Annotated in this window: 13 protein-coding genes and 1 pseudogene; 4 read left to right on the top strand and 10 right to left on the bottom strand. The window is 69.0% G+C overall.

The window, feature by feature from the left end; translation table 11 throughout:
* Positions 1-9 precede the first annotated feature (9 nt).
* Positions 10-1419 (bottom strand): FAD-binding oxidoreductase, encoded by a 1410-nt coding sequence (locus BT264_RS03350; protein WP_072436279.1) that lies wholly within the window; start codon positions 1417-1419, stop codon positions 10-12.
* A gap of 137 nt (positions 1420-1556) precedes the next feature.
* On the opposite strand from BT264_RS03350, the gene BT264_RS03345 reads away from it, so the two are divergent.
* Both BT264_RS03345 and hmpA read left to right on the top strand, forming a co-directional pair.
* Entirely contained in the window at positions 1557-2108 is a 552-nt protein-coding gene (locus BT264_RS03345) for a cob(I)yrinic acid a,c-diamide adenosyltransferase (protein WP_072436278.1), read from the top strand.
* A gap of 94 nt (positions 2109-2202) precedes the next feature.
* Positions 2203-3411, top strand: coding sequence for an NO-inducible flavohemoprotein (gene hmpA / locus BT264_RS03340; protein ID WP_072436277.1), 1209 nt, complete (start codon positions 2203-2205; stop codon positions 3409-3411).
* Positions 3412-3496: 85 nt separating this feature from the next.
* Here the strand turns inward: hmpA and BT264_RS03335 are convergent, their stop codons facing one another.
* The 7 genes and pseudogenes from BT264_RS03335 to BT264_RS03310 form a co-directional block, all read right to left on the bottom strand.
* Positions 3497-3886 (bottom strand): type II toxin-antitoxin system VapC family toxin, encoded by a 390-nt coding sequence (locus BT264_RS03335; RefSeq protein WP_072436276.1) that lies wholly within the window; start codon positions 3884-3886, stop codon positions 3497-3499.
* Complete coding sequence (locus BT264_RS03330; protein ID WP_072436275.1) at positions 3883-4152, bottom strand: type II toxin-antitoxin system Phd/YefM family antitoxin; 270 nt, start codon at positions 4150-4152, stop codon at positions 3883-3885. Before BT264_RS03330 ends, BT264_RS03335 begins: the two co-directional genes overlap by 4 nt.
* 130 nt (positions 4153-4282) lie before the next feature.
* Positions 4283-5356: a 3-deoxy-7-phosphoheptulonate synthase AroG gene (aroG, locus tag BT264_RS03325; protein WP_034182785.1), complete on the bottom strand. Its 1074-nt coding sequence runs from the start codon at positions 5354-5356 to the stop codon at positions 4283-4285.
* Between the two features lie 191 nt (positions 5357-5547).
* A pseudogene (locus BT264_RS40415) lies at positions 5548-5749 on the bottom strand (hypothetical protein).
* A gap of 4 nt (positions 5750-5753) precedes the next feature.
* Positions 5754-7220, bottom strand: coding sequence for a metalloprotease TldD (gene tldD, locus BT264_RS03320; protein WP_021163847.1), 1467 nt, complete (start codon positions 7218-7220; stop codon positions 5754-5756).
* 85 nt (positions 7221-7305) lie between these two features.
* Positions 7306-8133 carry a carbon-nitrogen hydrolase family protein gene (locus BT264_RS03315; protein WP_034182786.1) on the bottom strand — a complete coding sequence of 276 codons (828 nt, stop codon included), beginning with the start codon at positions 8131-8133 and terminating at the stop codon, positions 7306-7308.
* Between the two features lie 51 nt (positions 8134-8184).
* The gene (locus BT264_RS03310; protein ID WP_072436274.1) at positions 8185-12384 is read right to left on the bottom strand and encodes a YhdP family phospholipid transporter; all 4200 of its coding nucleotides are present in this window, start codon (positions 12382-12384) and stop codon (positions 8185-8187) included.
* A 230-nt stretch (positions 12385-12614) separates the two neighbouring features.
* Here BT264_RS03310 and glnE point away from each other — a divergent pair, with 230 nt between their 5' ends.
* The gene (gene glnE, locus BT264_RS03305; RefSeq protein WP_072436273.1) at positions 12615-15416 is read left to right on the top strand and encodes a bifunctional [glutamate--ammonia ligase]-adenylyl-L-tyrosine phosphorylase/[glutamate--ammonia-ligase] adenylyltransferase; all 2802 of its coding nucleotides are present in this window, start codon (positions 12615-12617) and stop codon (positions 15414-15416) included.
* Positions 15417-15528: 112 nt separating this feature from the next.
* Here glnE and recN read toward each other — a convergent pair whose 3' ends face one another.
* Both recN and BT264_RS03295 read right to left on the bottom strand, forming a co-directional pair.
* On the bottom strand, positions 15529-17178 hold the full coding sequence (gene recN, locus BT264_RS03300) for a DNA repair protein RecN (protein ID WP_072436272.1): 1650 nt from the start codon (positions 17176-17178) through the stop codon (positions 15529-15531).
* 19 nt (positions 17179-17197) lie between these two features.
* A complete protein-coding gene (locus BT264_RS03295) occupies positions 17198-18103 on the bottom strand; it encodes an NAD kinase (RefSeq protein ID WP_072436271.1) in 906 nt (301 codons plus the stop codon).
* Between the two features lie 131 nt (positions 18104-18234).
* On the opposite strand from BT264_RS03295, the gene hrcA reads away from it, so the two are divergent.
* Positions 18235-19257, top strand: a complete 1023-nt coding sequence (gene hrcA / locus BT264_RS03290) for a heat-inducible transcriptional repressor HrcA (protein ID WP_011544637.1) — start codon at positions 18235-18237, stop codon at positions 19255-19257.
* Positions 19258-19363: the final 106 nt, after the last annotated feature.

Genomic DNA, 19363 nt, shown 5'->3' with positions numbered 1-19363 from the left:
GCCGCCGTCTCAGCACGTGAAAATCTTGCCGGGATTCATCAGGTTGCGCGGATCGAGCGCGAGCTTGATCGCGCGCATCGTGTCGATCGCGTTGTCGCCGTGCTCCTTCGGCAGGAACCGCATCTTGTGCAGCCCGACGCCGTGCTCGCCCGTGCAGGTGCCGCCGAGGCGCAGCGCGCGCTCGACGATCCGGTCGTTGATGTGCTCGGCTTCGGCGAGTTCCTCGGGTTTGTCGGGATCGATCAGGATCGCGACGTGGAAATTGCCGTCGCCGACGTGGCCGACGATCGGGCAGGGCAGCGACGACGCGCGCAGGTCGACTTCGGTTTCCTCGACGCACGCGGCGAGCTGCGAGATCGGCACGCAGACGTCGGTTGTCACCGCGCGGCAGCCCGGCTTCAATTGCAGCATCGCGAAATATGCGTTGTGACGCGCGGCCCAGAGCCGGCTGCGGTCCTCCGGGCGGGTCGCCCATTCGAAGCCCTGGCCGTTGTTCTGGCCGGCGAGCGCCTGCACGAGTTCGGCTTGTTCCTTCACGCCGGCCTCGGTGCCGTGGAATTCGAAGAACAGCGTTGGCGCTTCGGTGAGCGTCAGGTTCGAGTGGCGGTTGATCGAGCGCACGGCGAGCGAATCGACGAATTCGACGCGCGCGATCGGCACGCCGATCTGGATCGTCTCGATCACGGTGCGCACCGCGTCGCCCATCGTCGGGAACGTGCAGATCGCGGCCGACACGGCTTCGGGCAGCGGGTGCAGCCGCAGCGTGATCTCGGTGATCACGCCGAGCGTGCCTTCGGAGCCGACGAACAGGCGCGTGAGGTCATAGCCGGCCGACGACTTGCGCGCGCGCGAGCCCGTCTTCACGACGCGGCCGTCGGCGAGCACGGCGGTCAGGCCGAGCACGTTCTCGCGCATCGTGCCGTAGCGCACGGCGTTGGTGCCCGATGCGCGGGTCGCGGTCATCCCGCCGATGCTGGCGTCGGCGCCCGGGTCGATCGGGAAGAACAGGCCGGTGTCGCGCAGCGCTTCGTTGAGCGCCTTGCGCGTGATGCCCGGTTCGACCGTCACGGTCAGGTCTTCGGCGTTGATCGACAGCACGCGGTTCATTTCCGACAGGTCGAGCGATACGCCGCCGCGCACCGCGAGCAGGTGGCCTTCGAGCGACGAGCCGGCGCCGTACGGGATCAGCGGCACGCTGTAGAGCGAGCACAGCGACACGGCTTCGCGCACGTCGTCCGCGCTGTGCGCGAACACGACGGCATCGGGCAGTTGCGGATCGAACGGCGATTCGTCGCGGCCGTGGTGCTCGCGGACCGCGTCGGCGGTCGACACGCGCTCGCCGAACGCGGCGCGCAGCGCATCGAGCATGGCGGGGGGAAGCGGGCGGCGCGTGGCGGCAGGCGGGGCGGGGTGATTCACGAATGTCTCCTGACTGCTTGTCGAACTTTCGGTCCATTCTACGCTGTAACGCCCGCTGCGAGCCCCGCCGCGGGCTGCGATAATCGTGTTTCAACCCAACCGGGCCGCGTTGCGGCCGCGCACGAGAGGACATTCGCATGGGCAACCGCTTGAGCAAGATCGCGACGCGCACGGGCGACGACGGCACCACCGGCCTCGGCGACGGACGGCGCATCGGCAAGGACGACGTGCGGATCGCGGCGATCGGCGACGTCGACGAACTGAACTCGAATCTCGGCGTGCTGCTCGCCGAGACGCTGCCGGACGACGTGCGTACCGCGCTCGTCACGATCCAGCACGACCTGTTCGATCTCGGCGGCGAGCTGTGCATCCCCGGCCATACGGTGCTCGACGACACGCATCTCGCGCGCCTCGACCGGTGGCTCGCCGACTACAACGCGACGCTGCAGCCGCTGAAGGAATTCATCCTGCCGGCCGGCTCGCGCGCGGCGTCGCTCGCGCACGTATGCCGGACGGTGTGCCGCCGCGCGGAGCGCTCGATCGTCGCGCTCGGCCGCGACGAAACGCTCAACGATGCGCCGCGGCGATACGTGAACCGGCTGTCCGACCTGCTGTTCGTGCTGGCGCGCGTGCTGAACCGTGCCGACGGCGGGACGGACGTGCTGTGGGAGCGCGGGCGCGTCCGCTAGCGCGCCGTGGCGCTTTTGCGCACTGCGACAATTTGTCTGGGTGAAGTCGATTTTTAAACATGTATTCTATGAGCATGTTTAACGGAGAACGAACATGACCCAGATCACCGCTGACCAGATGGCTCGCGTGAAGGCCACTGCCCCTGTCCTCGCCGTGCACGGCGCGACGATCACGAAGCATTTCTACCAGCGCATGTTCGCGCGCCATCCAGAACTGAAAAACCTGTTCAACCAGACGCACCAGAAGACCGGCAGCCAGCCGGAAACGCTCGCGAAGGCGGTTTATGCGTATGCGGCGAACATCGACAATCTCGGCGCGCTCGGCGGTGCGGTGTCGCACATCGCGCACAAGCACGCGAGCCTGAACATCCGTCCCGAGCATTACCCGATCGTCGGCGAGAACCTGCTCGCGTCGATCGTCGAAGTGCTCGGCGACGCGGTCGATGCCGACACGCTCGAAGCCTGGCGCGTCGCGTACGGCCAGCTCGCGCAGATCCTGATCGGCGCCGAGGCCGACCTGTACGCGGGCGCCGCGTGGAGCGGCTTCCGTCCGTTCAAGGTGGCGCGCAAGGTGCGCGAGAGCGACGAGATCACGTCGTTCTACCTGAGCCCGGCCGACGGCGGCGCGGCGCCGACCTTCGAGCCGGGACAGTACGTCACGGTGAAGCGCTTCGTCGGCGATCTCGGCGTCGACCAGCCGCGCCAGTACAGCCTGTCCGACGCGCCGCACGGCAAGTGGCTGCGTATCTCGGTGAAGCGCGAGTCGGGCCGGCCCGAGGCGATCCCGGCCGGCAAGGTGTCGACGCTGATGCACGACGGCGTGGAGGAGGGCGCGATCGTCGAAGTGACCGCGCCGATGGGCGAATTCTCGCTGAAGCGCGGTGTCGATACGCCGGTCGTGCTGATCTCGGGCGGCGTCGGCCTGACGCCGATGGTGTCGATGGCGTCGACGCTGGTTGCAGAAGGCAGCAAGCGCGAGGTGCGCTTCATCCATGCATGCCGTTCAGGCGCGGTGCACGCGTTCCGCGACTGGCTGAACGATGCGGTGCGCGAGCATGCGAACGTCAAGCGCACGGTGCTGTACGAACTGGTCGGCCCGGACGATCGCGCAGGGATCGACCATGACCTCGAAGGGCGGCTCACGCCGGAACGCGTGAAGGGATTCGTGCTGGTGCCGGACGCCGACTACTACATCTGCGGCCCGATCGCGTTCATGAAGGCGCAACGCGATGCGCTGGTCGCGCTCGGCGTCGCGCCGGAGCGCATCAATACCGAAATCTTCGGCTCGGGCGCGCTCGAGTGATGCGTTGAAGGATGATCTGCGGCAAACGAAAAAGCCCGGCGCAAGCCAGGCTTTTTTTATCGCTTGTGATGCCGCGCGAATGACGTCAGGCGCGCAACATCAGGGTCGCGTGGTAGCGCCACACCTTCGGATCGGCGCTGACGAGCGGCATGCCTTCGTGGAGTGCCTGCGCGACCATCACGCGATCGAACGGGTCGGCGTGGTCCGGGAAATCGGGCAGCGCGGCGACTGCTTCGACGTGATCGCTGCTGATCGGCAACTCCGCGAAGCCGGCGAGCCGGAACGCCGAGCGTGCGTCGCGCGGATGAACAGGAAGGTTGCCCTTGCGGTACTTGATCGCGATTTCCCAGATGGATGCGGCGCTGACGTACAACGTGTTATCGGGAGCTTCGATCAGCGCGACCGCAGTCGGCGACAATTGGGGAGCGCCTTCGGCAGCCCAGAGCGCGATATGCGTATCGAGCAACAGCTTCACGGTGCGAGCCCTCGTTCCGCGCTGGCGTCGAAGTCGCTGGCGATCGATTCGTCGCCGGCGTTGAATGCCTCCACCGTGGTCGGGATGTTCAGTCCGGCCAGCAACTGGCGGGCTGCCCCGATCCGCTTAGGCGCCACGTAGGGGACGATTCGCGCGACCGGATGGCCGTTGCGAGCGATAACGACTTCGGATTCGCGCCCCAGCTCGAGCGCTTCGACAAGGCTCGAGAGCCGTGACTTGGCATCGTGCATGTTGACGGTCGGCATGGTCGGTTCCTGATTAGCTAGGCAATGTTAGCTAGTCTAGCAGAGCCGAACGCCGGCCGCAGGCTGGCCAGATGGCCAGATGGCCAGATGGCCAGTCTGCGGCCATGCCGATTCAGCCTGCTCGTGCTTGTCAGTTGCCGCTGCCGCGCGCCACGCGCCGCGCCTTGACCGATTCCGCGAGGCCTTCGAGCACCTTCACGCTGTCGTCCCACGCGATGCATGCATCGGTGATGCTCTGGCCGTAGGTCAGCGGGCAGCCTTCCTTCAGGTCCTGACGGCCTTCGACGAGATGCGACTCGATCATCACGCCGACGATCCGCTCGTCGCCCGCCGCGATCTGGCGGCCGATGTCCGCGCACACCGGGATCTGGTTCTCGTGCTTCTTCGAGCTGTTCGCGTGGCTCGCGTCGATCATCAGGCGCGCGGCGAGGCCGGCCTTGCCGATGTCCGCGCAGGCGGCGTTCACGCTGTCCGCGTCGTAGTTCGGCGTCTTGCCGCCGCGCAGGATCACGTGGCAATCCTCGTTGCCGGCCGTCGACACGATCGCCGAGTGGCCGCCCTTCGTCACCGACAGGAAATGGTGCGGCTGCGACGCGGCCTTGATCGCGTCGACCGCGATCTTCACGTTGCCGTCGGTGCCGTTCTTGAAACCGACCGGGCACGACAGCCCCGACGCGAGCTCGCGGTGCACCTGCGACTCGGTCGTGCGCGCGCCGATCGCGCCCCACGAGATCAGGTCGGCGATGTACTGCGGGCTGATCATGTCGAGGTATTCGGTCGCGGCCGGCAGCCCCATCTCGTTGATCTGCAGCAGCAGCTCGCGCGCGGTGCGCAGCCCTTCGTTGATCTTGAAGCTGTTGTCGAGGTGCGGATCGTTGATGAGCCCCTTCCAGCCGACCGTCGTGCGGGGCTTCTCGAAGTACACGCGCATCACGATTTCCAGTTCGCCCTTGAAGCGCTCGCGCTCCTTCACGAGCCGGCCCGCGTATTCGATCGCCGCCTTCGTATCGTGGATCGAGCACGGCCCGATCACGACGATCAGCCGGTCGTCCATCCCGTGCAGGATGCGGTGCATCGACTGGCGCGAGTTGTAGATCAGCTCGGACGCGGCTTCGGAGCACGCGAATTCGCGGATCAGGTGGGCGGGCGGCGTCAGTTCCTTGAGTTCGCGAATGCGGACGTCGTCGGTATTGTGCGGGGGCATGCTGTTTCTCCTAATTTTGCGGGCGCCGTTCGGTCAGTGTGCGTGCGGCAGATTCATCAATTCAAGCGATTCAGTGGTTTCGGTCGGGGCCGCGGGACCGCTGCGGCGGCGACCGGGTGGCGAAGGGCGAAAAAAAACCGCCGGGTTCGCCGGCGGTTTTTTCGGGAATTTCGGTTGCGCTTTACGCGCCATCAACCCTCTCGATCCGCCAGCGGTCTGAGATGCCAAAAAAAGTAAAAATAAAACTTGGCGGACATGACGGAGATTCGGTTCGTCAAAAAAGTTGATTCGGAATTTATACCCCGTCGCCGGGCGGCTGGCAACCGGGAGGCGTCGAAAATGCGGACAATCCGCGCGTTCTCTTCAAAATACGCGGATTGTCTGCGCCGCGATGCGGTTATGCCGTACCGCCGACGGTCATCTTGTCGATCCGCAGGGTCGGCTGGCCGACGCCGACCGGCACGCTCTGGCCTTCCTTGCCGCACACGCCGACGCCCGTGTCGAGCGACATGTCGTTGCCGATCATGCTCACGTACTTCAGCGATTCGGGGCCGCTGCCGATCAGCGTCGCGCCCTTCACCGGGTAGGTGATCTTGCCGTTCTCGATCATGTACGCCTCGGACGCCGAGAACACGAACTTGCCGTTCGTGATGTCGACCTGGCCGCCGCCGAAGTTCACCGCGTACAGGCCGTTCTTCACCGACGCGATGATTTCCTGCGGATCCTTGTCGCCGTTCAGCATGTACGTGTTCGTCATGCGCGGCATCGGCAGCGCCGCGTACGACTCGCGCCGGGCGTTGCCCGTGACCGGCATCTTCATCAGGCGTGCGTTCAGCGTGTCCTGGATGTAGCCCTTCAGGATGCCGTCCTCGATCAGCGTCGTGCACTGCGTCGGGTTGCCTTCGTCGTCGATGTTCAGCGACCCGCGGCGGTTCGGCAGCGTGCCGTCGTCGACGACGGTCACGCCCTTCGCGGCGACCTGTTCGCCGATCCGGCCCGCGAATGCCGACGAGCCCTTGCGGTTGAAGTCGCCCTCGAGGCCGTGGCCGATCGCCTCGTGCAGCAGCACGCCCGGCCAGCCCGGCCCGAGCACGACCGTCATCGCGCCGGCCGGCGCGGGGCGGGCGTCGAGGTTCACGAGTGCCGCGTGCACGGCGTCGTCGACGTAACGCGACAGCACTTCATCGGTGAAGTAGCCGTAGTCGAAGCGGCCGCCGCCGCCGCCGGAGCCGATCTCGCGGCGGCCGTTCTGTTCGGCGATCACCGTGACCGACACGCGCACGAGCGGGCGGATGTCGGCCGCGAGTGCGCCGTCGCTGCGTGCGACGAGCACGACGTCGTATTCGCCGGCGAGGCCCGCCATCACCTGCGTGACGCGCGGGTCGCGCCCGCGCGCCATCTGCTCGATGCGCTCGAGCAGCTTGACCTTGGCCGTCGCGTCGAGCGACGCGAGCGGGTCGGACGGCAGGTACAGGTCGCGGCCCGAAATGCCCTTCAGCGACGTCGCCGCCTTGATCTTCTGCCGGCCGCCGCCGGCCGCCGCGATCGCCTTGGTGGCCGCGGCCGCCTGCGCGATCGCTTCCGGCGACAGGTCGTCGGAATACGCGAACGCGGTGCGGTCGCCCGCGACCGCGCGCACGCCGACGCCCTGGTCGATGCTGAAGCTGCCCGACTTGACGATGCCTTCCTCGAGGCTCCACGCTTCGCTGCGGGTCGCCTGGAAGTACAGGTCCGCGTAGTCGACGCGATGCGTGAAGATGTCGGCGATCGTGCGCGTGAGCAGGCTTTCGTCGAGGCCGTACGGCGTGAGCAGGATGTCCTTCGCCAGCGCGAGGTTGCGGATGCCGGGTTCGATGATGTTCATGCGGATATCGGGGTTTCTCAAAAAGTTGTCGGGTGCTTCTGGGCAGATGGGTGGGCCGCGCGGCGTTTCAAGCGGTGCGGCGGATTCAGGTCAGCACGCGATGCCGCCACGCGGGCAGGCTCTGGCGCACGTCGGCGATGCGCTGCGGATCGATCGCGCCGAGCACGACGCTTGCGCCCACGTCGCGGACCGCGACGACTTCGCCCCACGGATCGATCAGCATGCTGTGGCCCCAGGTGCGCCGGCCGTTCTCGTGCTTGCCGCCCTGAGCGGCCGCGAGCACGTAGCACTGGTTCTCGACGGCCCGCGCGCGCAGCAGCGTTTCCCAGTGCGCGCGGCCCGTCGTATACGTAAACGCCGACGGTACGACGATCATCGCGCAGTCGCCCATCCTGCGATACAGCTCCGGAAAGCGCAGATCGTAACAGACCGACAGGCCGACCCGCCCGAACGGCGCGTCGAACGCGACGACCGTATCGCCCGCGCGGATCGTGCGCGCCTCGTCGAACGACTCGTCGCCTTTCTCGAAGTTGAACAGGTGGATCTTGTCGTAGCGCGCGGCCTCGTTGCCGGACGGATCGAACACGAGCGTCGTGTTCAGCACGCGATCGGGCTCCGGCGCCTTCAGCGGCAGCGTGCCGCCGATCACCCAGATGCCGTGGCGGCGCGCGGCGTCCGCGAGGAAGCGCTGGATCGGGCCGTCCTGGTAGGGTTCGGCGAGCGCGAGCTTGTCGGTGTCGCGGTGGCCCATGAAGCAGAAATACTCGGGCAGCAGCACGAGCTGCGCGCCTTCGCCGGCCGCTTCCGCGATCAGGCGGCGGGCTTCGGCGAGATTGCGCGTGACGTCCGGCGTGCTCACCATCTGCAGCGCGGCGACCCGAAAGGGCGTGGCGGAACGGGTGTGGTCGGTCATCGCGGGATCGGTTGCGTCATAAATGGGGTGCGGCCCGACAGCGCGCGGAACTCAGTGGTTCGTTGCATCGGCCGGACCGTGATTCATCTTACCCTGATCGCCCCGCACCCGCTCGATGTGCGGGTGCGCCCACGAGCCCGTGATCGCGTAGTCGAGCGCGAACGCGCGCGACAGCGTCTCCGACAGCGCGTAGTTCGCGGCCAGCACGCCGACGCCGAGCAGCGGATTGACGATCGCGGCCGCGATCGCCGCCGTGCCGGCGCCGATCTTCGGTGCGACGTGCGCGTGCAGATCCTGCGTTTCGGCGCCGAGGTCGACCGCGCCGCGCACCGTCACGTTCGCGGGCCCCGTCGTCATCGAGAAGTCGTCGGTGCGCGCGATGCCGTTCGAGATCCGCCCGGTGCCCGTGATCTTGTCGAACGGCAGCCCCTTGCCGACCACGTCGCGGAAATTCAGCGTCAGGAAGCGCGCGAGGCTCTGCAGGCTCAGCACGCCGAGCAGCTTCGCCGCACCCGGATCGACCTTCAGGATCTGCCCGTGCTCGAGGTCGAGCGCGACCTGGCCGCCGAGCGACGGGAAGTCGACCGCGGTCGGGCCGCCGCGCCAGCCGACCTTGCCCGTTATCGTGCCGTGTCCGTCCGCGAGCGTGCGCGGCAGGCCGACGCGGTCGAGCAGCGCGCCCGCGTTGTCGATGTCGAGCTTGAAGTCGAACACGGTGCGGCGCGGCGCATCGTTTTCGTCGGCGCCGCCGGCGAGCGCGCGGCGCGACGTGCGCCAGTTGCCGGTCGCCGTCAGCTTCGCGGCCGGATTCGACAGTTCCAGCTTGTCGAGCTGCCACACGGGCGTGCCGTCTTCGTCGATGTTGCGCGCGTTGACGACGAGGCGGCCGATGTCGTGGGCGCGCGCGACGACCTGGTCGACGATCAGGTCGATCGACGGTATCGGGCGGTCGGTCGGCGTCGGCAGGTTCATCGCGCGGCCGACGAGGTCGTGCTGCGCGCTGTCCGGAATCACGAGTTTCGCGAGCCGTGCGTTCAGTACGCCCGCGCCGTTGTGGCCGCCGCCCGGCGCCCACGACAGGTAGCCCGATACCTGGTTCGACGCGATGTTCGCCTGCCATAGCTCGTCGACGTGCGATGCACCGACGATCACGTTTTCCCAGTTGCGCTTGAGCAGCTTCAGCGTGCCGAAGTGGAACGCGAAGCGCTTCGGCGCGAAGCTCGCGAGATCGACGCGCGGCGCGGCCTGCGGCTCCGGCGCGCGCGGCGTGTCGGGCTTCAGCGTGCGGGCGAGCGCGAGCCACGCGTCGGCATCGAGTTCGTCGACGTCGACGGCCGCGCTCACGCCGTCCTGCGGCATGTCGGGCATCCGGTGGATGCCCATCGCGCCGCGCACCGCGCGCAGCGGCTGGCCGCGCGTCGCGTCGAGCAGGTAGGTCGCGGACACGGGGCCGAGCGTCAGGTCGGCGTGTTCGAGGCGCCTGCCGTCCGCCTGCGGCGCCGGCTGCAGCGTGAAGCTGAACGGCATCGGCGTGCCGGCCGCTTTTGCGAACGGCGCCGGGAAGTCCAGCGCGACGCCGGTCAGGTCGGAGCGCGCGGCGACGTCGGGCAGGCGGCCCGGCACGCCGCGCACGGCGACCTTGTACGGCGCGTCGCCGATCACATGTTCGAGCAGCGCCGCGGCCGCGCCGTGCAGGTTCAGCCCGCGCGCGGCGTCGAGCGCGAGCCGGCCGTCGACGTCCACCGCGTACGGGCCGTGCGACCGGAAGTTGCCGTTCGCATGTACCGGACCGCCGAGGAATCGGCCCGACAGGTCGTGCAGCGACGCGCCGGCATCGGTGAAGCGGACCTGGCCGCGCAGCGCAGACAGCGGCGGCACGCCGTCGGCCGACAGCGTGTTGCCGCCGAACGCGAGCGCGCCTTCGATGGCCGTGTGCTTGTGTGCGATGCGCTGCGGAATCGTCAGCTTGAGCGACAGCGCCGCGGGGCCCTGCGCGTCGAGCCGCTGCGCCACATGGCCGCTCATCGCGCCGAGCGAGCTGTTGTCCGCGTAGTCGAGCAGGTCGGCGAGCGGGCCGTTCGCATGGCCTTCGATCACGAGCGGCGAATCGGCCGGGCGGCCGAGATCGTCGATGCGGCCCGCGACCTTCGTCAGCGCGACGCGCTTGTAGTGCGCGCGGTCGATGTCGAAGCGCAGCTTGTTCTGCGCGAGCTCGAACACGCCGTCGATCCCGTCGAGCGCCGGCCAGACGCTCGGCGTGCCGTTCGCGAGCTTGCGCGGCGGATACGGCGTCGGCTCGAAGCGGCCGCCGGTGAACGGCGCGACGATGTGGAACACGCCGGCGTCCGGCTCGTGTTCGAACGGGAATTTCTCGAGCGGGCCGCGGGCGACGATCGACGCGCCCTTGGTCACCTTGCCGTCCTGCAGCGCGTGGCCGAGATAGTTGCGCAGGTGCTCGGACATCCCGGTCGGCAGGTAGCGCGGAATGCGCGCCACCGACGCGCGCGCGAAATCGGCGCGCAGGTCGAGCGAGCCTCGGCCGTGGCCGGGGTTCGTGTACGAGCCCGACACCGCGATTTCTGCATCGGGGTTCGAGACGAGCAGGTCGGGCAGCGTCACGTCGACGCGCGCGTGCTTGTCGCCGGGCGCGGGCGTGATCACCCATTTGGCGTTGCCGCGCAGCCGGTCGAACGTCAGGCGCGGCTCGTCGAACTCGCCGGGCACCGTGACGGCCGCGTTGACCGTGTCGAAGTGCGCGGCGCCGCCCGTCTCGTTCGCATCGACGCGGCCCCACAGGTTCTCGACGCCCGGCCAGCCGGCACGCGGGTGGCCGCGCGGCGACAGGCCCGGCGGCGGCTCCTGCGCGGCGAAGCTGATGCCTTGCAGGTCGCCGAGGAAGCGGTAGCGGACGATCGGCGCGGCGCCGGTGCGCCGCTCCTCGTCGGCGAGCTCGGCCCGCGCGGGTTTCGCGCGCTCGACCTCGATGTGATAGTTCGACACCATCCCGCGCGGGTCGATCTTGATCAGTTCGTTGCGCAGGTGCGCCGGCAGCGGCAGCCCGCGGATGAACTCGCTGAGGATGCCGAGATCGACGCGGTCGCCGACGACGCTGATCAGTTGCCCCTGGCTGGCCGTCGGCACGCGGTAGCGGGCCGTCAGCGTCGACAGCGCGAGCGAGCGGGCGAGCGGCGTGCCGTCCGGCAGCGGCGGCTGGCCGAGTTCCGCGTTGAAGCGCGTCAGGTGCAGCGTGTAGTCGTGACCGGCATCGAGCACCATGTCCCAGCCGAAGCCGACCGTCGGCACGTCGAGCCGCGGCTGCGTCGGACGCACGCGCAGCGCGACGTCGGCACCCTGCAGGTCGCCGCCCGCCGAGCGCAGGTGGCCGTCGCTGAAGGTCGCCCAGATCGCGTTGTCGATCCGGCCCGCGTGGATCATGAGCGGTATGTCGAGGTAGCGGGCGAGCGTCTGCAGGTCGACGGGGCCTGTCGACAAGTAAGCGTCGCCGGTCCAGTTCGACGGCTTGCCGACCGGCGCGAGTGCCTTGTGCGTGAAGCGCGCGCGGAAATCGAGCGGGCCGAGCAGCAGCGTGCCGTTCGCGGGCGCCTGCAGCGCGGCCTTGTGTACGCGACCGTCGTTGAGCACCGCGATCCGGATGCCCGACAGCACGAGCTCCGGCGCGTCGTGCTGCGCGTCGCGCCAGCGCAGCGTGCCGCCGCGCAGCACGATTGCTTCCTGCCTCAGCAGCCACGTGCCGAACGTGTCGCTGCCGCCGTGGGTGGTCGCCACGCCGACGCCCGCGACGCTCAGCGAGCCGTCGGCCGCGCGCGCGACGACGAGGTCGGGCTGGTCGACGATCAGGCTCGACAGCGCGGGCGACAGCCGCAGCAGCGACATCCACGACAGCGCGGCCGTCGCGTGCGGCACCGACAGCGCGACCTTGCCGTCGCGGCCGCGGATCGTCAGGTTCGTGAGTTCGACGCCCGGCTGCATGCCGGACCAGTTCGGGGAAAGCTTGCCGATCGAAAGCTGCGTGTGGAGCTTGTCGGACACGACGCGCTCGATGCGCGGGCGGAATTCGTCGATGCGGGGCAGCAGCACGTAGCGCAGCCCCAGGAACGCGCCGGCCGCAACGAAGTAAGTGCCGATCCCGACTGCCAGCGTCACCTTGAACACGCGACGCAGGACCGGATGATCGTGCTTCGGAGGTCCCGCTTCGGGCGCAGCTACGGCGGATTCCTGACGGTCGGACATGCGGCGGACGGGCGGCGATATGGTAGTTTTGCAGATTGACGTTGAAATGTATCACATGGGTTCGTGCCGGCGGCCGTTGCGGCAGCACGGCACGGGCTTTCCGGCGCGCGGTTTCGCGGCGGACGCACGCGCGTCCCGCGATGCCGCGCCGAGTCCATGGGGCCGGCCGGCAGCGGGGTGCACACGCGTATGCCCGCGCCGGCCGGCCTTACCGCCAGGCCCGCTTCTCGATGACCGACGCTTCCGCCCTGATCAGCACGTCCTATTCCCGTTATATCGCGCGCGCGGCCGCCGCGCGGCCCGCGCTGGCCGAGCAGGTGGCCGCGTGGGCCGCCGCGCCGCTCGCCCGCGCGCAGCTCGATGCGCGCCTCACCGAACTGCTCGCGATGCCGGACGGCGCGGCCGCGCCGTCCGAGGAGCAACTGAAGCGCGCGCTGCGGCAACTGCGCGCCGAGGCGTTCGGCGCGGTCGCGGAGCGCGACCTGCGCGGGCTGGCGGACGTCGCCGAGGTGACGGGCGCGATGACCGATCTCGCCGAAGTGGCCGTGCAGCGCTCGCTGGCGCTGCTGTCGGCCGAACTCGAGGCGCAGTACGGCGAGCCGCGCGGCGCCGACGGCCAGCGCGTCGTGCTCGGCGTGGTCGGGATGGGCAAGCTCGGCGGCCGCGAGCTGAACGTGTCGTCGGACATCGACCTGATCTTCGTGTACGAGGACGACGGCGAGACGACCGGCGGCGCGCGCGCGCCGCTGTCCACGCAGGAATACTTCACGCGGCTCGGCCGGCGCCTGATCGGCGTGCTGTCCGAGGTCACCGCCGACGGCTACGTTTTTCGCGTCGACATGCGGCTGCGCCCGAACGGCGATTCGGGGCCGCTCGTGTGCAGCATCGGGATGCTCGAGGAATATTTCTACGTGCAGGGGCGCGAGTGGGAGCGCTATGCGTGGATCAAGGGGCGGCTCGTGTCGGAAGGGGACAGCGATGCGGCGCGGCGGCTGGAGTCGCAGCTCGAGTCGATCGTCAAGCCGTTCGTGTACCGCCGCTATCTCGATTTCGGCGTGATCGGCGCGATCCGTTCGCTGCACCAGCAGATTCGGCAGGAAGCCGCGCGCCGTGCGTCGATGCGCCCCGACAAGGCCGACGACATCAAGCTCGGCCGCGGCGGGATTCGCGAGATCGAGTTCAGCGCGCAGGTGTTCCAGCTGATCCGCGGCGGCCAGGATGCGGAGTTCCGCGTGCGGCCGACGCTCGCGGTGCTGCGCCATGCGCAGGCGCGCGGGCTGATCGGCGAGGACGTGTGCGCACGCCTGACCGACGCTTACAACTTCCTGCGCACGCTCGAGCACCGGCTGCAGTACCGCAACGACGCGCAGACGCACGCGATGCCGGTCGAGCCCGACGAACGCGCGGCATTGGCCGCGTCGCTCGGCTTTGCCGACTACGCGGCGCTGATGACGGTGCTGGACGAGTACCGGAACTTCGTCGAGGCGCAGTTCGACCAGATCTTCGCCGACAAGGTGAACGGCGCGCCCTGCGGCGCAGGCGAAGAGACGGCCGCCGCGTGGATCTGGAGCGGCGCGCTCGCCGACGACGGCGAGGACGACGCGCTCGCGGCCCGCCTCGACGGCCTCGGCTTCGCCGATCCGGCGGCGGTGCTCGCGCGGCTGCGCGCGGTCTGGCAATCGTCGCGCTACACGGGCCTGCCGGAAAAGAGCCGGCACCGCTTCGACCGCGTCGCCCAACGCGCGCTGGAGGCGGCGCCGCGGATCGACGCCGCGCGCCGCGACGACACGATCGTGCGCCTGTTCGACCTGCTCGAGACGGTCAGCCGGCGCGGCGTCTATCTCGCGCTGCTGACCGAATATCCGGCCGCGCTCGACCGCGTGCTGTCGGTGCTCGGCGCGACGCGCTGGGGCGGCGGTTACCTGATCCGCCACCCGCAACTGCTCGACGAACTGCTCGACGACGAGGCGATCGCGAGCCCGTTCGACTGGCCCTCGTTCAAGGACGCGCTGCGCGCGCGCCTCGCGGCGGCCGACGGCCCCGAGCAACAGATGGACCTGCTGCGGCACGCGCAGCATGCGGAGGTGTTCCGGATCCTGCTGATCGATCTTGCCGGGCAGCTGTCGGTCGAGCATGTGAGCGACCGGCTGTCCGAGCTGGCCGACGCGGTGCTCGACGTGACGATCGAAGTCGTCTGGTCGCAGCTCGCGAAGCGCCATCGCGACGTGCCGAAATTCGCGGTGATCGCGTACGGCAAGCTGGGCGGCAAGGAGCTCGGCTACGCATCGGATCTCGACCTGATCTTCCTGTACGACGACCCCGACGAGCGCTCGGCGGACGTCTACACGACCTTCACGCGGCGGCTCATCACGTGGCTCACGACGGCGACCGGCGCGGGTGCGCTGTTCGACATCGACCTGCGGCTGCGGCCGAACGGCGAGGCCGGGCTGCTCGTCACTGATCTCGACGCGTTCCGCCGCTACCAGCTGCGCGAGGGCGACGCCGCGAATACCGCGTGGGTATGGGAGCACCAGGCGCTGACGCGCGCTCGCTACAGCGCGGGCGACGCGCAGATCGGCGCGGACTTCGAGGCGATCCGCCAGCAGGTGCTGACGACGCCGCGCGACGGCGGCGTGCTCGCGAAGGAGATCGTCGACATGCGCGGCAAGGTGTTTGCCGGCCACCCGAACCAGACCGAGTTGTTCGACCTGAAGCACGATCGCGGCGGGATGGTCGACATCGAGTTCATCGTCCAGTACTGGGTGCTGCTGCACGCGTCGAGCGACGCCGAGCTGATCCGCAACACCGGCAACATCGCGCTGCTGCGCGAGGTCGCGCGCTTCGGGCTGATGGGCGAGGACGAGGCCGAACGCGTCGGCGCGGCCTACCGCAAGTACCGGAAGCTGCAGCACAAGCTGCGACTCGACGGGATGGAGAAGGCGCGCGTCGATCCGGCCGTGGTGGCCGACGAGCGGGCGGCCGTGACGGCGCTGTGGACGCGGGTGTTCGGGGCGGTCGAAACGGGCGTTTGAACGAAGGCGGGGCGGGTTGCGGGCGCTTCGTCCGCAGGCGTTTTGCCGTGAAAGCCGAACGGTGCGAGCCCGTTCGGCGTGGACGGGACAGCGGGACAGCCCGACGGCCGCGTCAGGCCGCCAGCATTTCCTTCGCGTGCTTGCGCGTCGTCGCCGTGATCTCGAGCCCGCCGAGCATCCGCGCGACTTCCTCGATCCGGTTGGCGCGGTCGAGCGCGACGACCGTCGATACCGTGCCGCCGCGGTTGTCGGCGCCCTTCGCGACCTGGAAGTGGTGGTCGCCGCGCGCGGCAACCTGCGGCAGGTGCGTCACGCACAGCACCTGGCGATCGCGCCCGAGCTGGTGCAGCAGGCGGCCGACCACTTCGGCGACGCCGCCGCCGATCCCCGTATCGACTTCGTCGAAGATCAGCGTCGGCGTCGGGCTCGCCGCGCTCGCGATCACGGCGAGCGCGAGGCTGATCCGCGCGAGCTCGCCGCCCGACGCGACCTTCGCGAGCGGCCGCAGCGGCACGCCGGCGTGCCCGGCGACCCGGAACTCGACCTGCTCGAGCCCGTGCGGGCCGCCGTCGGCGAGCGGCACGAGCGCGACTTCGAAACTTCCGCCCGCCATCGACAGTTCCTGCATGCCGGCCGTGACGGCCGTGCCCAGTGCCTTGGCGGCCTGCGCGCGCGCCTTCGACAGGTGTTTCGCGTCGGCGAGATAGGCTTCCCGCGCCTTGGCCTGCACCGCCTCGAGCGCGCCGAGATCGGCGGCCGCGTCGAGCGCGGCGAGCTGCGCGCGGCGAGCCGCATGTTCTTCGTGCAGCGTGTCGGGCGGCAGCCGGAACTTGCGGGCGGTCGAGTGCAGCGCATCGAGACGCGTTTCGACCTGCGCAAGCCGCTCGGGATCGAGATCGACGCGCTGCGCATAGTGCGACAGCGAATAGACGGCTTCCTGCAGCTGGATTTCGGCCGGTTCGAGCGACGCGAGCGCGTCGCCGAGCGCGGTGTCGTAGTCGGCGAGGCTGCGCAGCTTCGACACGATCGCGCCGAGCTGCGCGAGCATCGCGTCGTCGGACTCGGACAGCGCGTTGAGCGCGCCGCGCACGCCTTCGATCAGGTTCGCCGAATGCGACAGGCGCTTGTGCTCGTTGCTGACTTCGTCCCATTCGCCGGCTTGCGGCGCGAGCTTGTCGAGCTCCGCGAGCTGCCACGCGAGCTTTTCGCGTTCGAGCTGCAGCTCGCGCTCGTGCGCCTTCGCGGCGTCGATCGCCTGCGTCGCGTCGCGCCAGACGCGCCACGCGCGCGCGACGTTCGCGGCATCGGCGACGAGCCCCGCGTGCGTGTCGAACAGCTCGCGCTGCGCATCGGGCCGCATCAGCAGCTGGTGCGCGTGCTGGCCGTGGATGTCGACGAGCATCTCGCCGAGTTCGCGCAGTTGCGCGAGCGTCGCGCTGGTGCCGTTGATGAACGCGCGCGACCGGCCGTTCGCGTCGATCACGCGGCGCAGCATCACGGTGTCCTCGGCATCGAACGCGTGTTCGTCGAGCCAGCGCGCGACACGATCGTGCGGCGTGAATTCGGCCGTGATGTCGGCGCGGCCGCAGCCGGTGCGTACGACGCTCGCGTCGGCACGTTCGCCGAGCGCGAGGGCGAGGGCGTCGATCAGGATCGATTTCCCGGCGCCGGTTTCGCCGGAAAAGACGGAAAAGCCGCTGTCGAATTCGAGATCGAGCGCGGCCACGATGACGAAGTCGCGGATCGAGAGGTGGCGGAGCATGGTGTCGGGCGGTGGGGCGTCAGGACGCCGTGTCGTCGTCTTCGTTCGACGCGTGTTCGTTCCAGTGCAGCTTCTTGCGCAGCGTCGCGTAGTAGCTGTAGCCGATCGGGTGCAGGAACGGCACCGTGTGCTTCGAGCGGCGCACCTCGATCGTGTCGTTCAGTTCGAGCGAGGTGAACGACTGCATGTCGAAGTTCACGTTGACGTCGCGCCCGCCGACGATCTGGATCGCGATCTTCGAATCGTCGGGCAGCACGATCGGCCGGTTCGACAGCGCGTGCGGCGCGATCGGCACGAGCACGATGCCCTGAAGCTGCGGATGGAGGATCGGGCCGGCCGACGACAGCGCGTACGCGGTCGAGCCCGTCGGCGTGGCGACGATCAGGCCGTCCGAACGCTGGTTGTACATGTACCGGCCGTCGACCGACGCGCGCAGCTCGACCATCCCGGAGAAGCCGCTGCGGTTCACGACGACGTCGTTGAACGCGAGCGCGTGGTAGATCGGTTCGCCGTCGCGCACGATCCTGGCCTCGAGCAGCGAGCGCTCCTCGCGCTCGAACTTGCCCGCCAGCATCACGGGGACGAGCGCGTGCATGTCGGCCGCCGCGATGTCCGTGATGAAGCCGAGCCGCCCGTGGTTGATCCCGATCAGCGGTGTCCGGTACGGCGCGAGCTGGCGTCCGATGCCGAGCATCGTGCCGTCGCCGCCCAGCACGACCGCCACGTCCGCACGCGCCCCGATTTCGGCCGGGGTGAGCGCCGGATAGCCGGCGATGCCGAACTCGCGCGCGGTATCGCCTTCGAAGACGACCTCGAAGCCCAGCTTCGCCAGGCTGGCAGCCAGGGTGGCGAGCGGCTCGGCGATGCCGGGCGTGTTGCTCCGGCCGACGAGCGCGACGGTGTTGAACTGATTACCGGTTTTCATGCCGGCATTACACCATAGCTCGTTGACGAAAAGAACCGGATGTGCGCGGACGGGGCCGGATCGGGCCGGCCCGCGCAACGGTGGTCGACGCCACTCGCCGCGGTCGCGTGGTTGCGCTAAAATTTTCCACTATGCTAGATCCTCGCGCACGAACCCTCCTGAAAACCCTGATCGAACGGTATATCGCCGACGGTCAGCCAGTCGGATCGCGCACGTTGTCCCGTTATTCCGGGCTCGAGCTGAGCCCGGCGACGATCCGCAACGTGATGTCCGACCTGGAGGAACTCGGCCTCGTGTCGAGCCCGCACACGTCGGCCGGCCGCGTGCCGACGCCGCGCGGCTACCGGCTGTTCGTCGACACGATGCTGACGGTCGAGGCGCCGATCGATGCCGAGGCCGTCGCGCGGCAGGTGCAGAACACGCTGCAGGCCGGCGAGCCGCAGCAGCGGGTGGTGGCCGCCGCCGCGAGCGTGCTGTCGAACCTGTCGCAGTTCGCGGGCGTCGTGCTGACGCCGCGCCGTAGCCACGTATTCAAGCAGATCGAGTTCATGCGCCTGTCGGACAAGCGCATCCTGCTGATCATCGTCACGCCCGAGGGCGACGTGCAGAACCGGATGCTCGCGACGCCGCGCGACTATTCGCCGTCGCAGCTGACCGAGGCGTCCAACTACATCAACGCACATTTCGCCGGCCTGTCGTTCGACGAGGTGCGCCGCCGCCTGCGCGACGAGATCGACCAGTTGCGCGGCGACATGACCACGCTGATGCACGCGGCCGTGACGGCCAGCACCGAGGTACCCGACACCGAGGACACCGTGCTGATTTCCGGCGAGCGCAACCTGCTCGAGGTGGCGGATCTTTCCTCCGACATGGCGCGGCTGCGCAAGCTGTTCGACGTGTTCGACCAAAAGACGGGCCTCCTGCAACTGCTCGACGTGTCGAGCCACGCCCAGGGCGTGCAGATCTTCATCGGCGGCGAATCGACGCTCGTGCCGATCGAGGAAATGAGCGTCGTCACCGCGCCTTACGAGGTGAACGGGCAGATCGTCGGCACGCTCGGCGTGATCGGCCCGACCCGCATGGCGTACAACCGCGTGATACCGATCGTCGACATCACCGCGCGCCTGCTGTCGCTCACGCTGAGTCAGCAGTAGCCGGCAATCGCCAGCCCGATCCCGCCCCGTCATCGTGCCGCGGCGCCGCCTGCGCCGACAGTCGGCCGAACGGCACGGGGCGGCCCGCTATAATTGAGAGCCGTCC

The organism is Burkholderia sp. NFPP32 (assembly GCF_900119325.1).
Classification (GTDB): Bacteria; Pseudomonadota; Gammaproteobacteria; order Burkholderiales; family Burkholderiaceae; genus Burkholderia; species Burkholderia pyrrocinia_C.
Note: the sequence above shows the minus strand (reverse complement) of the source record. Positions and strands in the feature narration are given on the sequence as shown.